The sequence below is a fragment of the Actinomadura sp. WMMA1423 genome, assembly GCF_006547145.1.
Classification (GTDB): domain Bacteria; phylum Actinomycetota; class Actinomycetes; order Streptosporangiales; family Streptosporangiaceae; genus Spirillospora.
In genome coordinates, this window is sequence record NZ_CP041244.1 from 2,786,728 (window position 1) to 2,801,520 (window position 14,793).

A 14,793-nucleotide genomic window follows, 5' to 3' on the forward strand; every position below is an offset into this window, starting at 1 on the left:
AGCCCGCGAACACGGGCGTCCTGTGGGGCTTGTCGCCCTTCTCGGCCTCCGAGGCCCAGCCCCACGTGAGGAGCCGTGTGACCGTCGAGATCATCTTCGAGACGCATTCGCTGACCGAGGACAACGAGCGCGGGATCGCGACCGGTTGGCTTCCGGGGCGGCTCTCCGAGGAGGGGCGCCGCCTCGCCGCCGAGCTCGGCGCCCGCCGGCGGGGCACCGGGATCCACGCCGTGTTCGTCTCCGATCTGCACCGCGCCGTCCAGACCGCCCAGATCGCCTTCGACGGCACCCGGATTCCCGTCCACCGGGACCCGCGGCTGCGGGAGTGCGACTACGGGCGGCTCAACGGCTGCGCCGTCAGCGTCCTGGCCGCAGAACGCGCACGGCACATCGACCGGCCCTTCCCCGGTGGCCAGAGCTACCGGGACGTCCTCGCCGCCACCGAGGAGTTCCTCCACGACCTGGCCACCGATCACGACGGCCGGACCGTCCTGGTGATCGCTCATTCGGCCAACAAGTGGGCGCTCGACTGCCTGCTCGCCGGCGCCGCCCTGGAGGAACTGGTCGACGCGCCGTTCGGCTGGCGGGAAGGATGGCGCTACACCCTCCCCACCGGCGGGCGGCCCTAGCCGCGCGCCGTCCGCCGGTACCTCCCGGCCCGAGTGATGAGTTATCGCGTCCGCACCCGTCACAACTATGACCGGACACGACGGGACGGAAGGATGACCTGGTGAGAGCGGACACGCGGATCGAGGAGCCGGGCGGGGGCGGGCTGGGCATGAGCGGTTCGGGCGAGGTCGGGGAGCCGGAGTTCTCGGGGCTGGCGGAGCGGCACCGGCGGGAGCTGCACGTGCACTGCTACCGGATGCTCGGATCGTTCGAAGACGCCGAGGACACCGTGCAGGAGACGTTCCTGCGCGCCTGGCGGCGGCGGGAGACCTTCGAGGGGCGGTCGACGTTCCGGAGCTGGCTGTACCGGATCGCCACCAACGCCTGCCTGGACCTGCTCGCCAAGCGCCGCCCGGCGCCCGCGACCGGCGGGGAGGTGCCGTGGCTGGAGCCCTACCCGGACCGGCTGCTCGACGAGCTGCCCGCCGCCGACGCCGACGAGCCGGAGTCCGTCGCCGTCGCGCGGGAGACGATCGAGCTGGCGTACCTGGTCGCGGTCCAGCACCTCGCGCCGCGCCCGCGGGCCGTGCTGATCCTGCGGGACGTGCTCGGCTGGCAGGCCAAGGACGTCGCGGAGCTCCTTGGGGACTCCGTCAACTCCGTGAACAGCGCGCTGCAGCGGGCCCGCGCCGGCATGCGCGAGCACCTGCCCGCCGAGCGGCAGGACTGGACCGGCGGCGAGGAGGACGCCGGGACGCGCGACCTGGTGCGCCGCTTCACCGAGGCCAGCGTGGCCACGGACGTCGACAGGCTCGCCGCAATGCTGCGGGACGACGTGCGCTTCTCGATGCCGCCCACGCCGGGCCTGCTCGTAGGCCGTGACGCGGTGGTGAACGACTGGGTCGAGGACGGCTTCGAGCGCTTGGAGGGCCTGCGCGCCGTCCAGACCGCCGTGAACCGGCAGCCCGCCGTCGCCTTCTACCTCTGGCGCGAGCAGGAGAGCGCGTTCCTGCCGCTGACGATCGACGTGCTGCGCATCACCGGCGGAGTGATCACCGAGCTCTTCACGTTCGGCGCCGACCGGTTCCCGCGGCTCGGGCTGCCGGAGAGCCTGTCGGCGGACGGCACCGATTAGTCCGGTGAGGACGCTCGCGCTGCGCGGTGGCGCGCGGGTCGCGGTGGTCGCGGCGGAGTGGCGGGACGCGTTCGGCGTCGTCACCCGCGGCCGGGTGCAGCTGGAGCTGCGCGGCGGCGAGCCCGGGCCGGTCCTCGGCCGCGACGCCGGGTTCTGGCTCCGCGGCACCGGCGTCCGCGCCCTGCGCAACCCCGGCCGCCGCACGGCCAGGGTGCGCATCGTCACCCGCGACCCAGAACCGTCGCGCACCGGTCAACACACCCCATATGCCAGTCACCGGATGACGAGGAACGACATGACCAGCATGAACGACACCGGCGCCGTCCCGGCATCGGACCAGAACCGCTACGCCCCCCGGCTTCGCGGCCTCGCCGCCGCCGGCCTCATCGGCGCGGTCGCGGCGACCGCGGCCACCACCCTCGCCGCCGCGCTCGCCCTGGCGGCCGGCGTCGACTTCGAGCTCCCCGAGGGCGGCGAGTCGATCCCGTTGGGCGGATTCGCCGTGGTGACCGGCTTCTTCTCGCTCGTGGGCATCGCCATCGCCGCCGCGCTCCTGCGCTGGAGCGCCCGCCCCGCCGAGCGCTTCGTATGGACGGCGGTGTCGCTGACCGCGATCTCGCTGGTCCCGCCCTTCCTCTCCGGGGCGGACGGCACCACCATCGCCGTTCTCGCCGGGTTGCACCTCGTCCCCGCGACGGTGATGATCCCCACCCTGGCCCGGGGCCTCCGCGCCCGGACCGGCTGACGCCCCGCCACGGGACGACGCGCGGATTCCCAGCGAAGAGCGCACCGGGTGAAGGGTTTCGGCGCGAGCGGCAGAGAAGGGATGACCGACCGCCCCAGCGAAGGACGAGATGACGATGAGCCACACCCCCGCCGCCGCGGACCCGCTCCGCGACGACGCCGTGGTGATCGAGGCATCGTGGGATGAGCCCGAGCGGTTCGCTGAGATCTTCCGCCGCTACTTCCCCGACGTCCACCGGTACGTCGCGGGACGGCTCGGCCCCGACGCCGCCGACGACATCGCCGCGGAGACGTTCCTGACGGCCTACCGGAGGCGCGACAGGTACGACCCGGCGCGCGGCGCCCTGCGGCCGTGGCTGTTCGGCATCGCCACCAAGCTCGTGGCGATGCACCGGCGCGGCGAGGCCCGGTACCTGCGGACGCTCTCCAAGGCCCCCGCCGGCGCCCCGCAGGCGGGGCACGAGGAGCGGGTCGTGGCCCAGGTCAGCGCGGGTCTGGTGCGGGGCAGGCTCGCCGAGGCACTGCGCGGCCTGCCGCGGGGGGACCGCGACGTGCTGCTGCTGGTCGCGCTCGGCGACTGCACCTACCCCGAGGTCGCCGAGGCTCTGGGCCTCAACCCCGGAACGGTGGCCTCCCGGCTGAACCGCGCCCGCCGCAGGCTCCGTGACGCCCTGGGCGGGGTGGACCCCACGCTCATCACCGAGGAGTCAGACCGATGAACGAGATCGACCTGGTGCGCCGTCTCCTCGACCAGCCGCGTCCCACCGATCAGAAGACCGCCGCGGCGCTCGCCCAGGTGGAGAGGGACATCGCCGGCGGGGACGGCCCCCGGCGCTCGCGTGGCCTCGCCGCCGCTTCGAAACGCCTGCGGATAGGGGGCTCTGGCCTCACCGTCGTCGCCGCGGCGGCCGCGGCGGCCGTAGCGGTGTCAGTCGGGGGGATGTTGCCGGAAGCCGGCCCGCGGCACTCGACCACCCCTCCCCCGGACGCTCGGACGGTCCTGCTCGCGGCGGCGCACAGCGCCGACCGGCAGGAGGACACGATGCGCGGGTACTGGCACGACACGAGTGTCTCGCGCCTCTACTACCGGCTGCACGCGCCGACGGGCGACTACACCGTGGTCTGGACGCGGCGCTCCGAGGGCTGGACGCCGAGCAGCCCCACCGGGCGCGGCTGCGGCCGCATGCAGGACCTCGGCACGCGCCCCGCCGCCCCTGCCGACAGGGCGGCCTGGCGGCGCGCGGGCTCCCCCGGCGCCTTCGAGATCCCTGTCGACGGAAAAGGCCGCGTACCGATGAGGCGCGAACTGGCGGCGGGCCCGCCCGCCACCACCTGCCAGCCGCTCCCGCCCGGCGGGGCGATCTTCTCGCTCGGCGAGAACATCACCATGAGGGGCCTGCGCGCGCTGCCCGCCGACCCGGACCGCCTGAGGCTGTTGCTGCTCAAGTCGTTCGGCAGTCCCGGCGCCGACACCGAACCGCTGACCAGGAAGAAGACCGGCGACTCCTGGATGTTCTCGGTCGCCCGCGACATCATCCTCTACATGCCGGTGACCCCCCGGGTCCGCGCGGCGGCCTTCCGGATGATCGCCGACCTGCCCACCGTCCGGACGATCGGCACGGTGCGGGACGCGGAGGGACGCCGGGGCACGGCGGTCGCGATCGACGAGGACACCCCCGACGGGGTCCTGGAGCACCGCCTCATCATCGACCAGGCGTCCGGGACCGCCCTGGCCTACGAGCGGCTCGCGCTCGAACCCGCGGGCCGCAACGCCGGACGCGCACCCGGGTCGCTGATCAACTCGGTGGTGAACCTGGCCTCCGGATGGACCGACACCGCCCCGCGCTGACGCGCCCTGCGCCGGCGCGCCCGGCGAGGACGCGGACCCCGGAGCCGGTGCTCCGGGGTCTTTCGGCGAAATGATCAAAATTGTCGGGCGTCCGCCCCTACAATCGGGCGATCGGGTACCCGGGCAGGGAGGTCCGTCCGTGAGCGGTGAGCACCATCCGGAATGGGTGATCGATCCCCACACTCCCAGCGTGGCCCGGATGTACGACTACTACCTCGGCGGCAAGGACAACTTCGCCGCGGACCGCGAGGCCGCCGACCAGGTGGTCGCCGCGATGCCGAACGTGCTGGAGTTCACCCGCGCCAACCGCCTGCTGCTGTCGCGGGCCGTCACGATGATGGCCGAACGCGGCATCCGGCAGTTCCTCGACATCGGCTCCGGGCTGCCGACCCAGGAGAACGTGCACCAGGTGGCCCAGCGCGCCGCTCCCGGCTCCACCGTCATCTACGTGGACAACGACCCGATCGTGCTCACGCACGCGCGGGCGCTGCTGGCCGACAACCCGCTGACGACGGTCATCCAGGCCGACTTACGCCTGCCGGAGAGCATCCTGGACGATCCCGAGGTCAAGGCCCGGATCGACTTCGACCGGCCGGTGGGGCTCCTGCTGCTGGCCATCCTGCACTTCGTCCCGGACGAGGCGCGTCCGGCGGAGATCGTGGCGAGGCTCCGCGCGGCGCTGGCCCCCGGCAGCCACGTGGCCATCACGCACGGCCACGCCGGTGACATCTCCCCGCAGGTCGAGCGGCAGGTGAGGGGCGCGTACGGCAGGACCGGGGCCGGCGACATCGTCCCGCGCGGGATCGACGAGGTCATGACGTTCTTCGAGGGCACCGAGCTGGTCGGCCCCGGCCTGGTCCAGGTGGCCGACTGGCGGCCTGACGCCGAGCCGTCCGCGCCCGACATGTCCAGGCCCGGCTTCCTCGCCGGCGTCGGAAGGGTGATCTGATGCTGGCACTGGACCTGCTGTTCAGCCGGGCTTTCAGCGAGGACCCCTGCGCGGTCTACGCCGAGCTGCGGGAGTCCGGGCCCGTCCATCCGATCGACTTCCCACCCGGCGCCACCGCCTTCCTCGTGGTCGACCACGAGCACGGCCGGGCGGCCCTGTCCGATCCGCGCCTGTCCAAGGACAGCTCCTACAGCACCGTGCCCGTGAACTCCGAGCTGTTCTTCGGCGGCACGATGCTCGCCATGGACCCGCCCGACCACACCCGGATGCGCGGGCTGGTGGCGAAGGCGTTCACCGGGCGGCGGGTCGAGCGGCTGCGCCCCCGCGTCCAGGAGATCGCGGACGGGCTGCTGGACGGCATCGCCGCCCGCGGCGAGGCCGACCTGATCGAGGAGCTGGCCGTCCCGCTGCCGATCCAGGTCATCTGCGAGCTGCTCGGCGTGCCGGCGTCCGACCGGGCCCGGTTCCGCGAGTGGACGGCCGTGCTGACCGTGCCCGCACTGAGCGCCGAGGCCCGCGAGCGCCGCCGGGAGGCGGCCCGGGCGTTCAACGACTACCTGCTCCAGGTCATCGCCGAGCGGCGGGCCCGTCCCGAGGACGATCTGATCAGCGGACTGATCACGGCGCGCGACGGGGAGTCGGCCCTCACCGGGGCGGAGATGCTCGGGACGATCGCGCTGCTGCTCATCGCCGGGCACGAGACCACGGTCAACCTCATCGGCAACGGGGTGCTGGCCCTCCTGCGGAACCCCGGCCAGCTCGAACTGCTCCGGACGCGGCCCGAGCTGCTGCCGTCCGCCGTCGAGGAGCTGCTGCGGTTCGACGGCCCGGTCGAGCGGGCGAGCCAGCGCATCGCCCTGGAGGACATGGAGATCGCCGGGACGCCGATCCCCAAGGGCGCCTGGGTGCACGTCTCGCTCGGCGCCGCCGACCGCGATCCGGCGGTGTTCGAGAAACCCGACCGGCTGGACGTGACCCGCGCTCCCAAGGGCCATGTCGCCTTCGGCCACGGCCCGCACTTCTGCCTCGGGGCCCCGCTGGCCCGGCTGGAAGGCCAGATCGCCATCGGCGGCCTGCTGGAGCGGTTCCCCGATCTCGCCCTCGCAGTCCCGGCCGCCGAGCTGCGCCACCACCGCACGGGTTCGATCGTCCGGGGCCTGGTCTCCCTCCCCGTCCGGGTCTGACCGCCGCCGGGCCGCTGCCCGCGCGGCGGCCGGACGTGGCGGCCGGACGTGGCGGCCACGCCTCCGGCGCTCGACCACCATTTCCGAGCGCAGCCGCGCGATCTATGCTCGAAGCGTCGGCTGGACTGGGCGGGTGGCGGCATGGCGACGGCAGCGGCATGGCACGGCGGCGGGGGCGGCATGGTGACGCAACAGGGCGGTCTGCTCCGGCGCGCACCCGCGCCGGGGGCCCGCGGCGGCCGGTGAGCGCCGGGACGGCCGGGCGCCTGCTGCGCCGGCGGTGGTTCTGGCCGGTGGTCGCCGGCGCGGCGATCCTGCTGATCTCCGGGTTCGTGCTGGCCGAGCCCAGGGCGTCCGGCGACGGGGCCCTGCGGGTCATGACCTACAACCTGCGCGGCGTGAACGACCCCCCGCCCCGCGACTGGAGGACGCGGCTGCCGCTGGTCAGGCGCCTACTGCGGGAGCACGACCCGGATCTTCTGGGGGTGCAGGAGGCGCGCTGGCACCAGGTGCGCGACCTCGTCCGGACGCTTCCGGAGTACGCCTGGATCGGCCTCGGCAGCCAGGGCGGCACCCGCGACCAGTTCCTCGCGATCTTCTACCGCAAGGAGCGGTTCGAGGTGCTGGACTTCGACCACTTCTGGCTCTCCGACACCCCCGCCGTGATCGGCTCGGCCACGTGGGGCAACCGCTACGTCCGGATGGTGACGTGGGCGAAGTTCCGCGACCGCCGCACCGGCACGGTGTTCTACCAGGCCAACACCCACCTGGACAACATGTCGGCGGGCTCGCGGGAGAAGAGCGCCCGCCTGATCCTCGACCGCGTCCGCGGCTTCCAGGCGGGCGCGCCGGTCGTGCTCACCGGCGACTTCAACGACACGGCCGGGGCGTCCCCCGCGTACACGATCCTCACCGGCCCGGACGCGTTCCGCGACACCTGGACGGCGGCCGACCGGCACGGACCGCAGTACCGCACCGAGAACCACTGGGAGCCGCCGGAACCGGGCGGCAGGCGGATTGACTGGATCCTGGTCCGGGGCCGGATCAGGACGGCGCGGGCCGAGATCGACCCCTACCGGGCCGGCGGGCTCTACCCGTCCGACCACGACCCCGTGATCGCCCGGCTCGCCTTCCGGAGCTGACCCCGCCCCGGACGGCGAACGGCCGGGCCCGCGCGGGGCCCGGCCGTTCGGCCGTCTCAGCGGCCGCCGTCGGTGCGGCCGCGGGTTGTGCGGGTCAGGCGAGGCCGGACTTCTTCAGCCACTCCTCGGCGACCTTCTCCTGGTCGTCCTTGTCGATGGCGACGCGCTTCATCATGTCGAGGAGGTCCTGGGTGGTGAGCTTGGCGGAGACGGCGTTCAGCGCCGCCTTGGCCTTCTCGTCCACCGCGGACTTGTTGACCAGCGGCGTGACGTTCTGCGCGGAGAAGACGTTCTCCGGGTCCTCCAGCACGACGAGCTTGTTCTGCTGGATCGTCGGGTCGGTGGTGAACAGGTCGGCGGCCTGGATCTTGTTCTCGGTGAGCAGCTTCACCAGGGTGGCCTGGGCGCCGGCGTCGAACGGCTGGAACTTCTTGAAGTCCAGGCCGTAGGTCTTCTTCAGGCCGACGAGGCCCTGCTGGCGCGTCTTGAACTCCGACGGCCCGGCGATCACGAGGTCCTTGGCGACCGGCTTGAGGTCGGCGATGGACTTCAGCTTGTACTTTGCGGCCGTCTGCGGGTTGACGGTCACGGAGTCCTTGTCCTCGGCCTTCGCCGAGTCCAGGATCTCCACGCTCGACGGCAGCTTGGACTTGAGGGCCGCGTTGATCTCGTCGGTGGTGGCGGCCGTGCTGGTCTTGTCGACCGAGGTGGTGAGCAGGGCGCCGTTGTACTCGGGCATCACGCTGATGCCGCCCTTGACGACCTGGTCGTAGTAGATCTCGCGGGCGCCGATGTTGAACTTGCGGGTGACCTTGACGCCCTTGGCCTCCAGCGCCTGCGCGTAGAGCTCGCCGAGGAGGTTGCTCTCGGGGAAGTTCGCGCCGCCGACGGTGACGGTGCCGTTACCGCCGCCGCCGGAGAGCGGGTTGGAGTCGTCTCCGGAGTCGCCGCTGCCGCAGGCGGACAGCGAAAGGGCGGCCACGAGGCCGACGACCGCGCCCCTGATGATTTTCTTCATGTGCTCTTCCTTCGGTTTCAGGAGGATCGGGCGGAGCCGAGCAGGCCCGGTGAGACGAGGAGGCGGCGCAGCGCCGCGAAGGTGACCTGGACGATCAGCGCGAGCAGCACCACCAGGACGGTGCCCCCGACGACCAGCTGGTAGTCGTTGCGGGCCAGGCCGTCGATGATGTAGCGGCCGAGGCCGCCGAAGCCCGGGTAGGCGGCGATGGTGGCGGTGGCGACGACCTGGATCGCGGACGTGCGCAGCCCGAGCAGGATCAGGGGCAGCGCCATCGGCAGCTCGACCCGCCACAGTACGCCCCAGCCGGTCATGCCCATGCCGCTCGCCGCGTCCTTGGCGTCGGCGTCGACGCCGCGGATCCCCTCGAAGGTGTTGACGAGGATCGGCGGGACGGCGAGGGCCACCAGGGCGATCAGCACCGGCGTGATGCTGTACTCGATCACCACGACGATCAGCACCAGGCCGAAGGTGGGGACGGCGCGGGCGACGTTGGCCAGGCTGATCGCGAGGAAGCCGCCGCGCCCGGTGTGCCCGACGAGCAGCCCGAGCGCGAGCCCGATGACCGCGGCGCACACCAGCGCCACGCCGCTGTAGTAGACGTGCTGGAGCAGGCGGTGCGGGATGCCGTCGCCGCCGTGCCACTGGGAGGACGTGGTCAGCCACGTCCAGAACAGGTCGATCTGGTTCCACAGCTCGTTCATGAGGTCATCCGGGCTCGGGCCCACGGGGTGAGCAGGCGTTGGACGGTGACCAGGATCGCGTCCGTGACCAGGGCCAGCAGGACGATCAGGACGGTGGCGGCCACGATCTGCGTCTGGAACTGGAGCTGGTAGCCGCGGATGATGTCGTAGCCGAGGCCGCCCTGGCCGATCAGCTGGCCGACGGCGACGAGGCTGATGGAGGAGACGGCGGCGACGCGCGTCCCGGCGATGACGATGGGCACGGCGATCGGCAGCTCCACCTGGAGGAGGCGACGCAGCGGGCCGAAGCCCATCGCGGTGGCCGCCTGCCGGACGGGCTCGGAAACCGACGCCAGCCCGTCCACCACGTTCGGGACGAGCACCGACAGGCTGTACAGGGTCAGCGGGATCATGACCGTGGCCGCCGTCAGGCCGGTGTACTGGATGAACACCATGAACAGCGCGAGCGACGGGATCGCGTAGAAGATGTTCGAGACCGTCAGCGCGGGCGGGTAGAGCCAGCCCCAGCGGCGGCACAGCATGCCGACCGGCAGCGAGATGACCAGGCCGAACAGCACCGGCAGCAGCGCGAGCCGCAGGTGGATGAGGGCGTGCTCGGTCAGCGTGTCGGTGTGCTCGCCGATCCAGCCCCAGTCGATGTCCATCAGCCGGCGCCCTCGGCGTCGGCCTCGTCCGGGTCGTCCGCGGGGTCGCTCGCGACGCTCGCGGGCGCGTCGGCGGCCCCGGCGCGGTCGTGGGTGGACACGGCGAGCAGGTCGGTCCCGCTGGCCGTCCCGACGACCGCGCCGGTCTCGTCGACGCCGACCGCCAGCCCGGACGGGGACAGCACGGCCGCGTCCAGCGCGGTCCGGACGGAGTCGCCGCCGACCTGGAACGTCGGGCCGACCGGGCTCAGCCTCGCCTTGCCGAGCGGGCCGGCCGCCTGCGCGGGACGGGCCCAGCCGAGGGGGCGCCGGTCGTCGTCGACGACGAGCACCCATTCCGCCCCGGCGGCCTCCGCCGCGTCGGCGCCCGCGGCGCGGATCGCGCCGTCGCTCAGCGCCAGGCCGCCCGTGTCGGCGAACGACAGGGTGCGGATGCCGCGGTTCTGCCCGATGAAGCCGGCGACGAAGTCGTCGGCCGGGTGGGCGAGGAGGTTCTCGGGGCTGTCGATCTGGACGAGCCTGCCGCCGGTCTGGAACACCGCGATCCGGTCGCCGAGCTTGATGGCCTCGTCGATGTCGTGGGTGACGAACACGATCGTCTTGTGCAGCTCCTCCTGGAGGCGGAGGAACTCGTCCTGCAGCTCGGCGCGCACGACCGGGTCGACGGCGCTGAACGGCTCGTCCATCAGCATGATCGGCGGGTCGGCGGCGAGCGCCCGCGCGACGCCGACGCGCTGCTGCTGGCCGCCCGACAGCTGGAACGGGTACCGCCTGCCCATCGCCGGGTCGAGCCCGACCCGCTCCATCAGCTCCAGCGCCCGCGCCCGCGCCTTCTTCTTGTTCCAGGACAGCAGGTACGGGACGGTGGCGATGTTGTCCAGGATGGTGCGGTGCGGGAACAGCCCGGCGTGCTGGATCACGTAGCCGATGCCGCGCCGCAGCTCGGCGGGCTTGCGCTCGCGGACGTCCTTCCCGTCGATCAGCACGCGCCCCGACGTCGGCTCCACCATCCGGTTGATGGTCCGCAGGGCGGTGGTCTTGCCGCCGCCGGACGTGCCGACGAACACGGTGATGCGGCCCGTGGGGCATTCGAGGCTGACGTCGTCCAGCGCGACGGTGCCCCCGGGATAGCGCTTGGTGACGCCCTCAAAGGTGATCAACGAATCACGTCCTCGCCGGGCGCCCCCCGTGGCGCCATGATCGATTTCGACCTACTACCCAACCGTAATCAATAGGTACCGTCATCTAAGTGTCCCAGCATGTCCGGAACATCGGGCAACCGAGCATATCTATCGGTAATGCAGGGAAAGTAGCGTGTCGGCGTGGAGAACAGCCGAATCGTTATCGATGGGACCTCGCTCACATGCGCGCAGGTCGCGCGTGCCGCCCGGGAGGACGTGGCGGTCGCCGTCGCCCCCGCCGGCGTCGAGCGGGCGCGCGCCGCGTCTCAGGTCGTCCGCGAGATCACCGAGGCGCGGCCGGTGTACGGGCGGACGACGGGGGTCGGCGCCAACCGCGTCGTGGACGTCGAGTGGGAGGACGCCGACGCCCACGGGCTGCGGCTGCTGCGCAGCCACGCGGCCGGGGCCGGGCCGCTGGTCGCGCCGGAGATCGTCCGGGCGATGCTGGCCGTCCGGCTGAACCAGATCGCGGCGGGCGGTTCGGGCGTGGACCCGGGCGCGCTGCAGGCTCTGGCGGACGTGCTCAACCTGGGCCTGCATCCCCCGGTGCCGGTGTACGGGGCGATCGGCACCGGCGACCTGACCGCGCTGGCCTCGACCGCGCTGTGCCTGCTCGGCGAGCGGGCGTGGCTGCCGGGCCCGGACGGCGGGCAGGAGCGCGGTCCCGGCTACCGGCTCCGCTCCGCCGACGCGCTGGCCTTCATCAGCTCCAACGCGGCCACGCTCGGCGAGGCGGCGCTGGCGGTCGCCGACCTGCGGCAGGCGCTGCGCGCGTCGACGGTCGTCGCGGCGCTGTCGCACCTGGCCGTCCGCGGCTCGGAGGAGCCCTACGCCCAGCCGGTGCAGGACGCGTGCCCGCATCCGGGCCAGCAGCAGGCCGCGGCGGCGATGCGCGGACTGCTCGCCTTCGACCGGTCGGCCCCGACGCGCATCCAGGACCCGTACGGCTACCGGGCGTTCCCCCAGGTGCACGGTCCCGCGCTGGAGGCGGCCGGCTACGCCGAGGAGGTCGTCACGCGGGAGATCAACGCCGCCGCCGAGAACCCGCTGGTGGACGTCCCCGGCCGGGCGGTCTGGCACAACGGCAACTTCCACACCGCCTACGTCGGGCTCGCCCTGGACGCGGCCCGCGCCGCCCTGTTCCAGACGATGGCGCTGGCCGCCGCCCGCCTCGGCACGCTCGCCGAGCCGTCGTTCACCGGCCTCTACCCGTTCCAGGGGGAGACGGAGGCCTCGTCCGGGATCATGATCCTGGAGTACGTGGCGCACTCGTGCCTGGCGGACGTGCGGCGGCTGGCGACCCCGGCGGCGCTCGGCAGCGCGGTGCTGTCGCGCGGCGTCGAGGAGCACGCGGGCTTCTCGACCCAGTCGGCGCGCGCGACGACCGACGCGGTGGCCGCCTACCTGCTCGGCCTCGGCTGCGAGCTGGTGGCGGCCGTCCGCGCGCTGCGGATGCAGGGGCGGGCGCCGTCCGGCGGGCCGCTGCGCTCGGCGTGGGACCTGGCGGGCGCCGTGCTCGACCCGCGGATCGAGGACCGCCCGCTGGACACCGACATCGCCGCCGCCGCCGACCTCCTCCCCCAGCTGGCCCGCCTCCACCCCTGAGCCCGGCCGGTGATCTCAGCCCGCCGGTGGACGCAGGCCGGTGGGCCCGGTCCCCGTGAGACCTCGGTACACCGGTGGCGCGGGCGCCGGTCGCTACCCGTCCGCCGGGGGTTCGCCGGTGGAGGCGCGGACGCGCAGGGACGGTTCGCGGACGACGCGGCGCTTGCGCGGCTTGCCGTCGATGACGTCCACGACGAGGCGGACGGCGGAGTGGACGATGCCGTCGATGTCCCACTCGACGCTGGTGAGCGGCGGGGTCAGCAGCGCCGACATCGGGTGGTTGTCGTAGCCGCAGACGGCGACGTCGCCGGGGACGGCGAGGCCCAGCTCGCGGGTGGCGGCGTAGACGCCGTAGGCGATGGAGTCGGCGAAGCAGAAGACGGCCGAGGGGCGGTCGGGGCCGCCGAGCACCCGCAGCGCGACCTCGGTGGACTCGGGAAGGGACTGCGGCACGACCACCACGTCGACGCGCAGGCCCAGCCGCTCGGCCTCGGCGTTGACGTAGACGTCGGCGGGGCGGTCGGGGGTGCTTGCGAGGGTGGGGGTGAACACGGTGAGGCGCTGGTGCCCGAGCGCCCGCAGGTGCTCCAGCGCGAGCGTGACGCCCCGCCGGTTGTCGAACACGACCTCGCCCTGCGCCTGCCCGCCGTGCAGGACGTCGCCGATGGACACGACGGGGACCGCCGCCGCCAGCTCCGACCACAGCGCGGCCGACGGGTCGAGCGGCTGGACGATCAGGCCGTCCACCCGCTGGTCGCGCAGCCGCCGGGCGAGGGCCAGCTCCCGCTCGGGGTCGCCGCCGGCGTCCACGATCAGGGCGTAGCGGCCGCGGGCGAGCAGCGCCCGGCCGATGCCGACGGCGAGGGACTGCTGCCAGTAGTCCTCGAGGGAGCCGCACAGCAGGCCGACCTGGTCGGTGCGGCCGCTGGCCAGCGCCCGCGCGATCGGGTGGGCCTCGTAGCCCAGCTCCCGCGCCGCGGCGCGGACGCGCTCCTGCGTCTCCTCCGAGGTCTGGATGCCGCGCAGCGCGTACGACACGGCCGCGGGCGACAGCCCCGTCGCCTGCGCCACTTCGCGGATGGTCGCGCGCTTGCGCTTCTCCGACATCCCTCCAACCCTAGAGGCCGCCGCCGACAAAGCACCGCACCACACCTTGACGAGATCGTCACTGAAGCGGTTCACTGAAACGGTTAACTGATGCGGTTCAGAAGCCCTGGCCTGCCGGTTCGCCCCGGGTCACGGGTGCAGCGGACCGTGCCCGCCGACGGTTTCGGAGAGGAGCGAACCCGTGTCTTCCGAGGTCCTGCCCCGCCCCAGCGGCCTGGAGCGCCTGCCCGGCCGCCCCCTCGACAAGAGGGAGCTGCGGGAGCTGGTCGACGACCTGGCCGAGCGCCCCGGCCTGTGGCGGCCGCACGTCGCGTTCCCGGAGGGGCGCCGCCACTACGCCTCCCTCCACAGGGACGAGCACGTCGACGTCTGGCTGCTGTGCTGGACGCCCCAGAACGACACCGGCTGGCACGACCACGACGTCTCCTCGGGGGCGGTGCGCGTCGTCGCCGGAGCCATCGAGGAGAACAATCCGCGCATGGGCGGCGAGCCCCTGCGGACCGTCGTACGGGAGGGCGCGTCGTTCTGCTTCGGTCCCGAGCACATCCACCGGCTCACGGGGGTGGAGGACGCCAGCGTCTCGATCCACGCCTACTCGCCGCCGCTGTGGCGGCTCGGCCAGTACTCGGTCGACGAGTCGGGCGTGATGCGCCGTCTGCCGGTCAGCTACACCGACGAACTCCAGTCGCCGGACGAACCGGTCTGAAGTCCTCTGCCGGCCTGAGATGCTCTGCCGGCCCGAAATGCTCTGCCGGCCCGAAATGCTCTGCCGGCCCGAAATGCTCTGCCGGCCCGAAATGCTCTGCCGGCCCGAAATGCTCTGGCGGGCCCGACCGGGGGCGACGGGCCCGCCAGAGGCGGCGCGCCCGGCCGTAGCCCGCTCCCAGCGGCCGGACGCTCATACTCCCTCAGCGCATGCGAT

At 73.1% G+C, this 14,793-nt stretch carries 15 protein-coding genes; 10 read left to right on the forward strand and 5 right to left on the reverse strand.

Translation table 11 applies throughout. The features are described 5' to 3' along the window. Nucleotides 1-77: 77 nt before the first annotated feature. From FKD65_RS12920 to FKD65_RS12955, 8 genes are all read left to right on the forward strand, one after another. On the forward strand, nucleotides 78-629 hold the full coding sequence (locus FKD65_RS12920; protein ID WP_141577735.1) for a histidine phosphatase family protein: 552 nt from the start codon (nucleotides 78-80) through the stop codon (nucleotides 627-629). A 101-nt stretch (nucleotides 630-730) separates the two neighbouring features. Beyond that, the gene (locus FKD65_RS12925; RefSeq protein ID WP_141577736.1) at nucleotides 731-1,744 is read left to right on the forward strand and encodes an RNA polymerase subunit sigma-70; all 1,014 of its coding nucleotides are present in this window, start codon (nucleotides 731-733) and stop codon (nucleotides 1,742-1,744) included. Nucleotides 1,745-1,748: 4 nt separating this feature from the next. Beyond that, nucleotides 1,749-2,489, forward strand: coding sequence for a DUF6069 family protein (locus FKD65_RS12930; protein WP_141577737.1), 741 nt, complete (start codon nucleotides 1,749-1,751; stop codon nucleotides 2,487-2,489). A gap of 115 nt (nucleotides 2,490-2,604) precedes the next feature. Further along, on the forward strand, nucleotides 2,605-3,207 hold the full coding sequence (locus FKD65_RS12935) for an RNA polymerase sigma factor (RefSeq protein WP_141577738.1): 603 nt from the start codon (nucleotides 2,605-2,607) through the stop codon (nucleotides 3,205-3,207). Further along, a complete protein-coding gene (locus FKD65_RS12940) occupies nucleotides 3,204-4,337 on the forward strand; it encodes a CU044_5270 family protein (RefSeq protein ID WP_141577739.1) in 1,134 nt (377 codons plus the stop codon). The genes FKD65_RS12935 and FKD65_RS12940 overlap by 4 nt, the downstream gene beginning before the upstream one ends. A 139-nt stretch (nucleotides 4,338-4,476) precedes the next feature. Further along, nucleotides 4,477-5,286 (forward strand): SAM-dependent methyltransferase, encoded by an 810-nt coding sequence (locus tag FKD65_RS12945; protein ID WP_240810119.1) that lies wholly within the window; start codon nucleotides 4,477-4,479, stop codon nucleotides 5,284-5,286. After that, nucleotides 5,286-6,470 carry a cytochrome P450 gene (locus tag FKD65_RS12950; protein ID WP_141577741.1) on the forward strand — a complete coding sequence of 395 codons (1,185 nt, stop codon included), beginning with the start codon at nucleotides 5,286-5,288 and terminating at the stop codon, nucleotides 6,468-6,470. Before FKD65_RS12945 ends, FKD65_RS12950 begins: the two co-directional genes overlap by 1 nt. Before the next feature lie 242 nt (nucleotides 6,471-6,712). Next, nucleotides 6,713-7,612 carry an endonuclease/exonuclease/phosphatase family protein gene (locus tag FKD65_RS12955; protein ID WP_205718645.1) on the forward strand — a complete coding sequence of 300 codons (900 nt, stop codon included), beginning with the start codon at nucleotides 6,713-6,715 and terminating at the stop codon, nucleotides 7,610-7,612. A 94-nt stretch (nucleotides 7,613-7,706) separates the two neighbouring features. On the opposite strand, the gene FKD65_RS12960 is transcribed toward FKD65_RS12955, so the two are convergent. The 4 genes from FKD65_RS12960 to FKD65_RS12975 are packed head-to-tail and all read right to left on the reverse strand — an operon-like array spanning nucleotide 7,707 to nucleotide 11,138. Beyond that, entirely contained in the window at nucleotides 7,707-8,630 is a 924-nt protein-coding gene (locus tag FKD65_RS12960) for an ABC transporter substrate-binding protein (RefSeq protein WP_205718646.1), read from the reverse strand. A 17-nt stretch (nucleotides 8,631-8,647) separates the two neighbouring features. Continuing rightward, nucleotides 8,648-9,334: an ABC transporter permease gene (locus FKD65_RS12965; protein ID WP_141577743.1), complete on the reverse strand. Its 687-nt coding sequence runs from the start codon at nucleotides 9,332-9,334 to the stop codon at nucleotides 8,648-8,650. After that, a complete protein-coding gene (locus tag FKD65_RS12970) occupies nucleotides 9,331-9,978 on the reverse strand; it encodes an ABC transporter permease (protein ID WP_141577744.1) in 648 nt (215 codons plus the stop codon). Before FKD65_RS12970 ends, FKD65_RS12965 begins: the two co-directional genes overlap by 4 nt. After that, on the reverse strand, nucleotides 9,978-11,138 hold the full coding sequence (locus tag FKD65_RS12975) for an ABC transporter ATP-binding protein (protein ID WP_141577745.1): 1,161 nt from the start codon (nucleotides 11,136-11,138) through the stop codon (nucleotides 9,978-9,980). Before FKD65_RS12975 ends, FKD65_RS12970 begins: the two co-directional genes overlap by 1 nt. Before the next feature lie 162 nt (nucleotides 11,139-11,300). On the opposite strand from FKD65_RS12975, the gene FKD65_RS12980 reads away from it, so the two are divergent. Then, the gene (locus tag FKD65_RS12980) at nucleotides 11,301-12,764 is read left to right on the forward strand and encodes an aromatic amino acid ammonia-lyase (RefSeq protein ID WP_141577746.1); all 1,464 of its coding nucleotides are present in this window, start codon (nucleotides 11,301-11,303) and stop codon (nucleotides 12,762-12,764) included. 93 nt (nucleotides 12,765-12,857) lie between these two features. Here the strand turns inward: FKD65_RS12980 and FKD65_RS12985 are convergent, their stop codons facing one another. Further along, nucleotides 12,858-13,871 (reverse strand): LacI family DNA-binding transcriptional regulator, encoded by a 1,014-nt coding sequence (locus FKD65_RS12985; protein WP_141577747.1) that lies wholly within the window; start codon nucleotides 13,869-13,871, stop codon nucleotides 12,858-12,860. A gap of 181 nt (nucleotides 13,872-14,052) precedes the next feature. Between FKD65_RS12985 and FKD65_RS12990 the strand changes: the two genes are divergently transcribed. Further along, the gene (locus FKD65_RS12990) at nucleotides 14,053-14,577 is read left to right on the forward strand and encodes a cysteine dioxygenase family protein (RefSeq protein ID WP_141577748.1); all 525 of its coding nucleotides are present in this window, start codon (nucleotides 14,053-14,055) and stop codon (nucleotides 14,575-14,577) included. Nucleotides 14,578-14,793 lie beyond the last annotated feature (216 nt).

Excerpts from the sequence above, each read along its gene's own strand:
- FKD65_RS12985 (WP_141577747.1), bottom strand. The coding sequence starts at position 13,871 with ATGTCGGAGAAGCGCAAGCGCGCGACCATCCGCGAAGTGGCGCAGGCG.
- FKD65_RS12935 (WP_141577738.1), top strand. The coding sequence starts at position 2,605 with ATGAGCCACACCCCCGCCGCCGCGGACCCGCTCCGCGACGACGCCGTG.
- FKD65_RS12960 (WP_205718646.1), bottom strand. The coding sequence starts at position 8,630 with ATGAAGAAAATCATCAGGGGCGCGGTCGTCGGCCTCGTGGCCGCCCTT.
- FKD65_RS12965 (WP_141577743.1), bottom strand. The coding sequence starts at position 9,334 with ATGAACGAGCTGTGGAACCAGATCGACCTGTTCTGGACGTGGCTGACC.
- FKD65_RS12950 (WP_141577741.1), top strand. The coding sequence starts at position 5,286 with ATGCTGGCACTGGACCTGCTGTTCAGCCGGGCTTTCAGCGAGGACCCC.
- FKD65_RS12940 (WP_141577739.1), top strand. The coding sequence starts at position 3,204 with ATGAACGAGATCGACCTGGTGCGCCGTCTCCTCGACCAGCCGCGTCCC.
- FKD65_RS12970 (WP_141577744.1), bottom strand. The coding sequence starts at position 9,978 with ATGGACATCGACTGGGGCTGGATCGGCGAGCACACCGACACGCTGACC.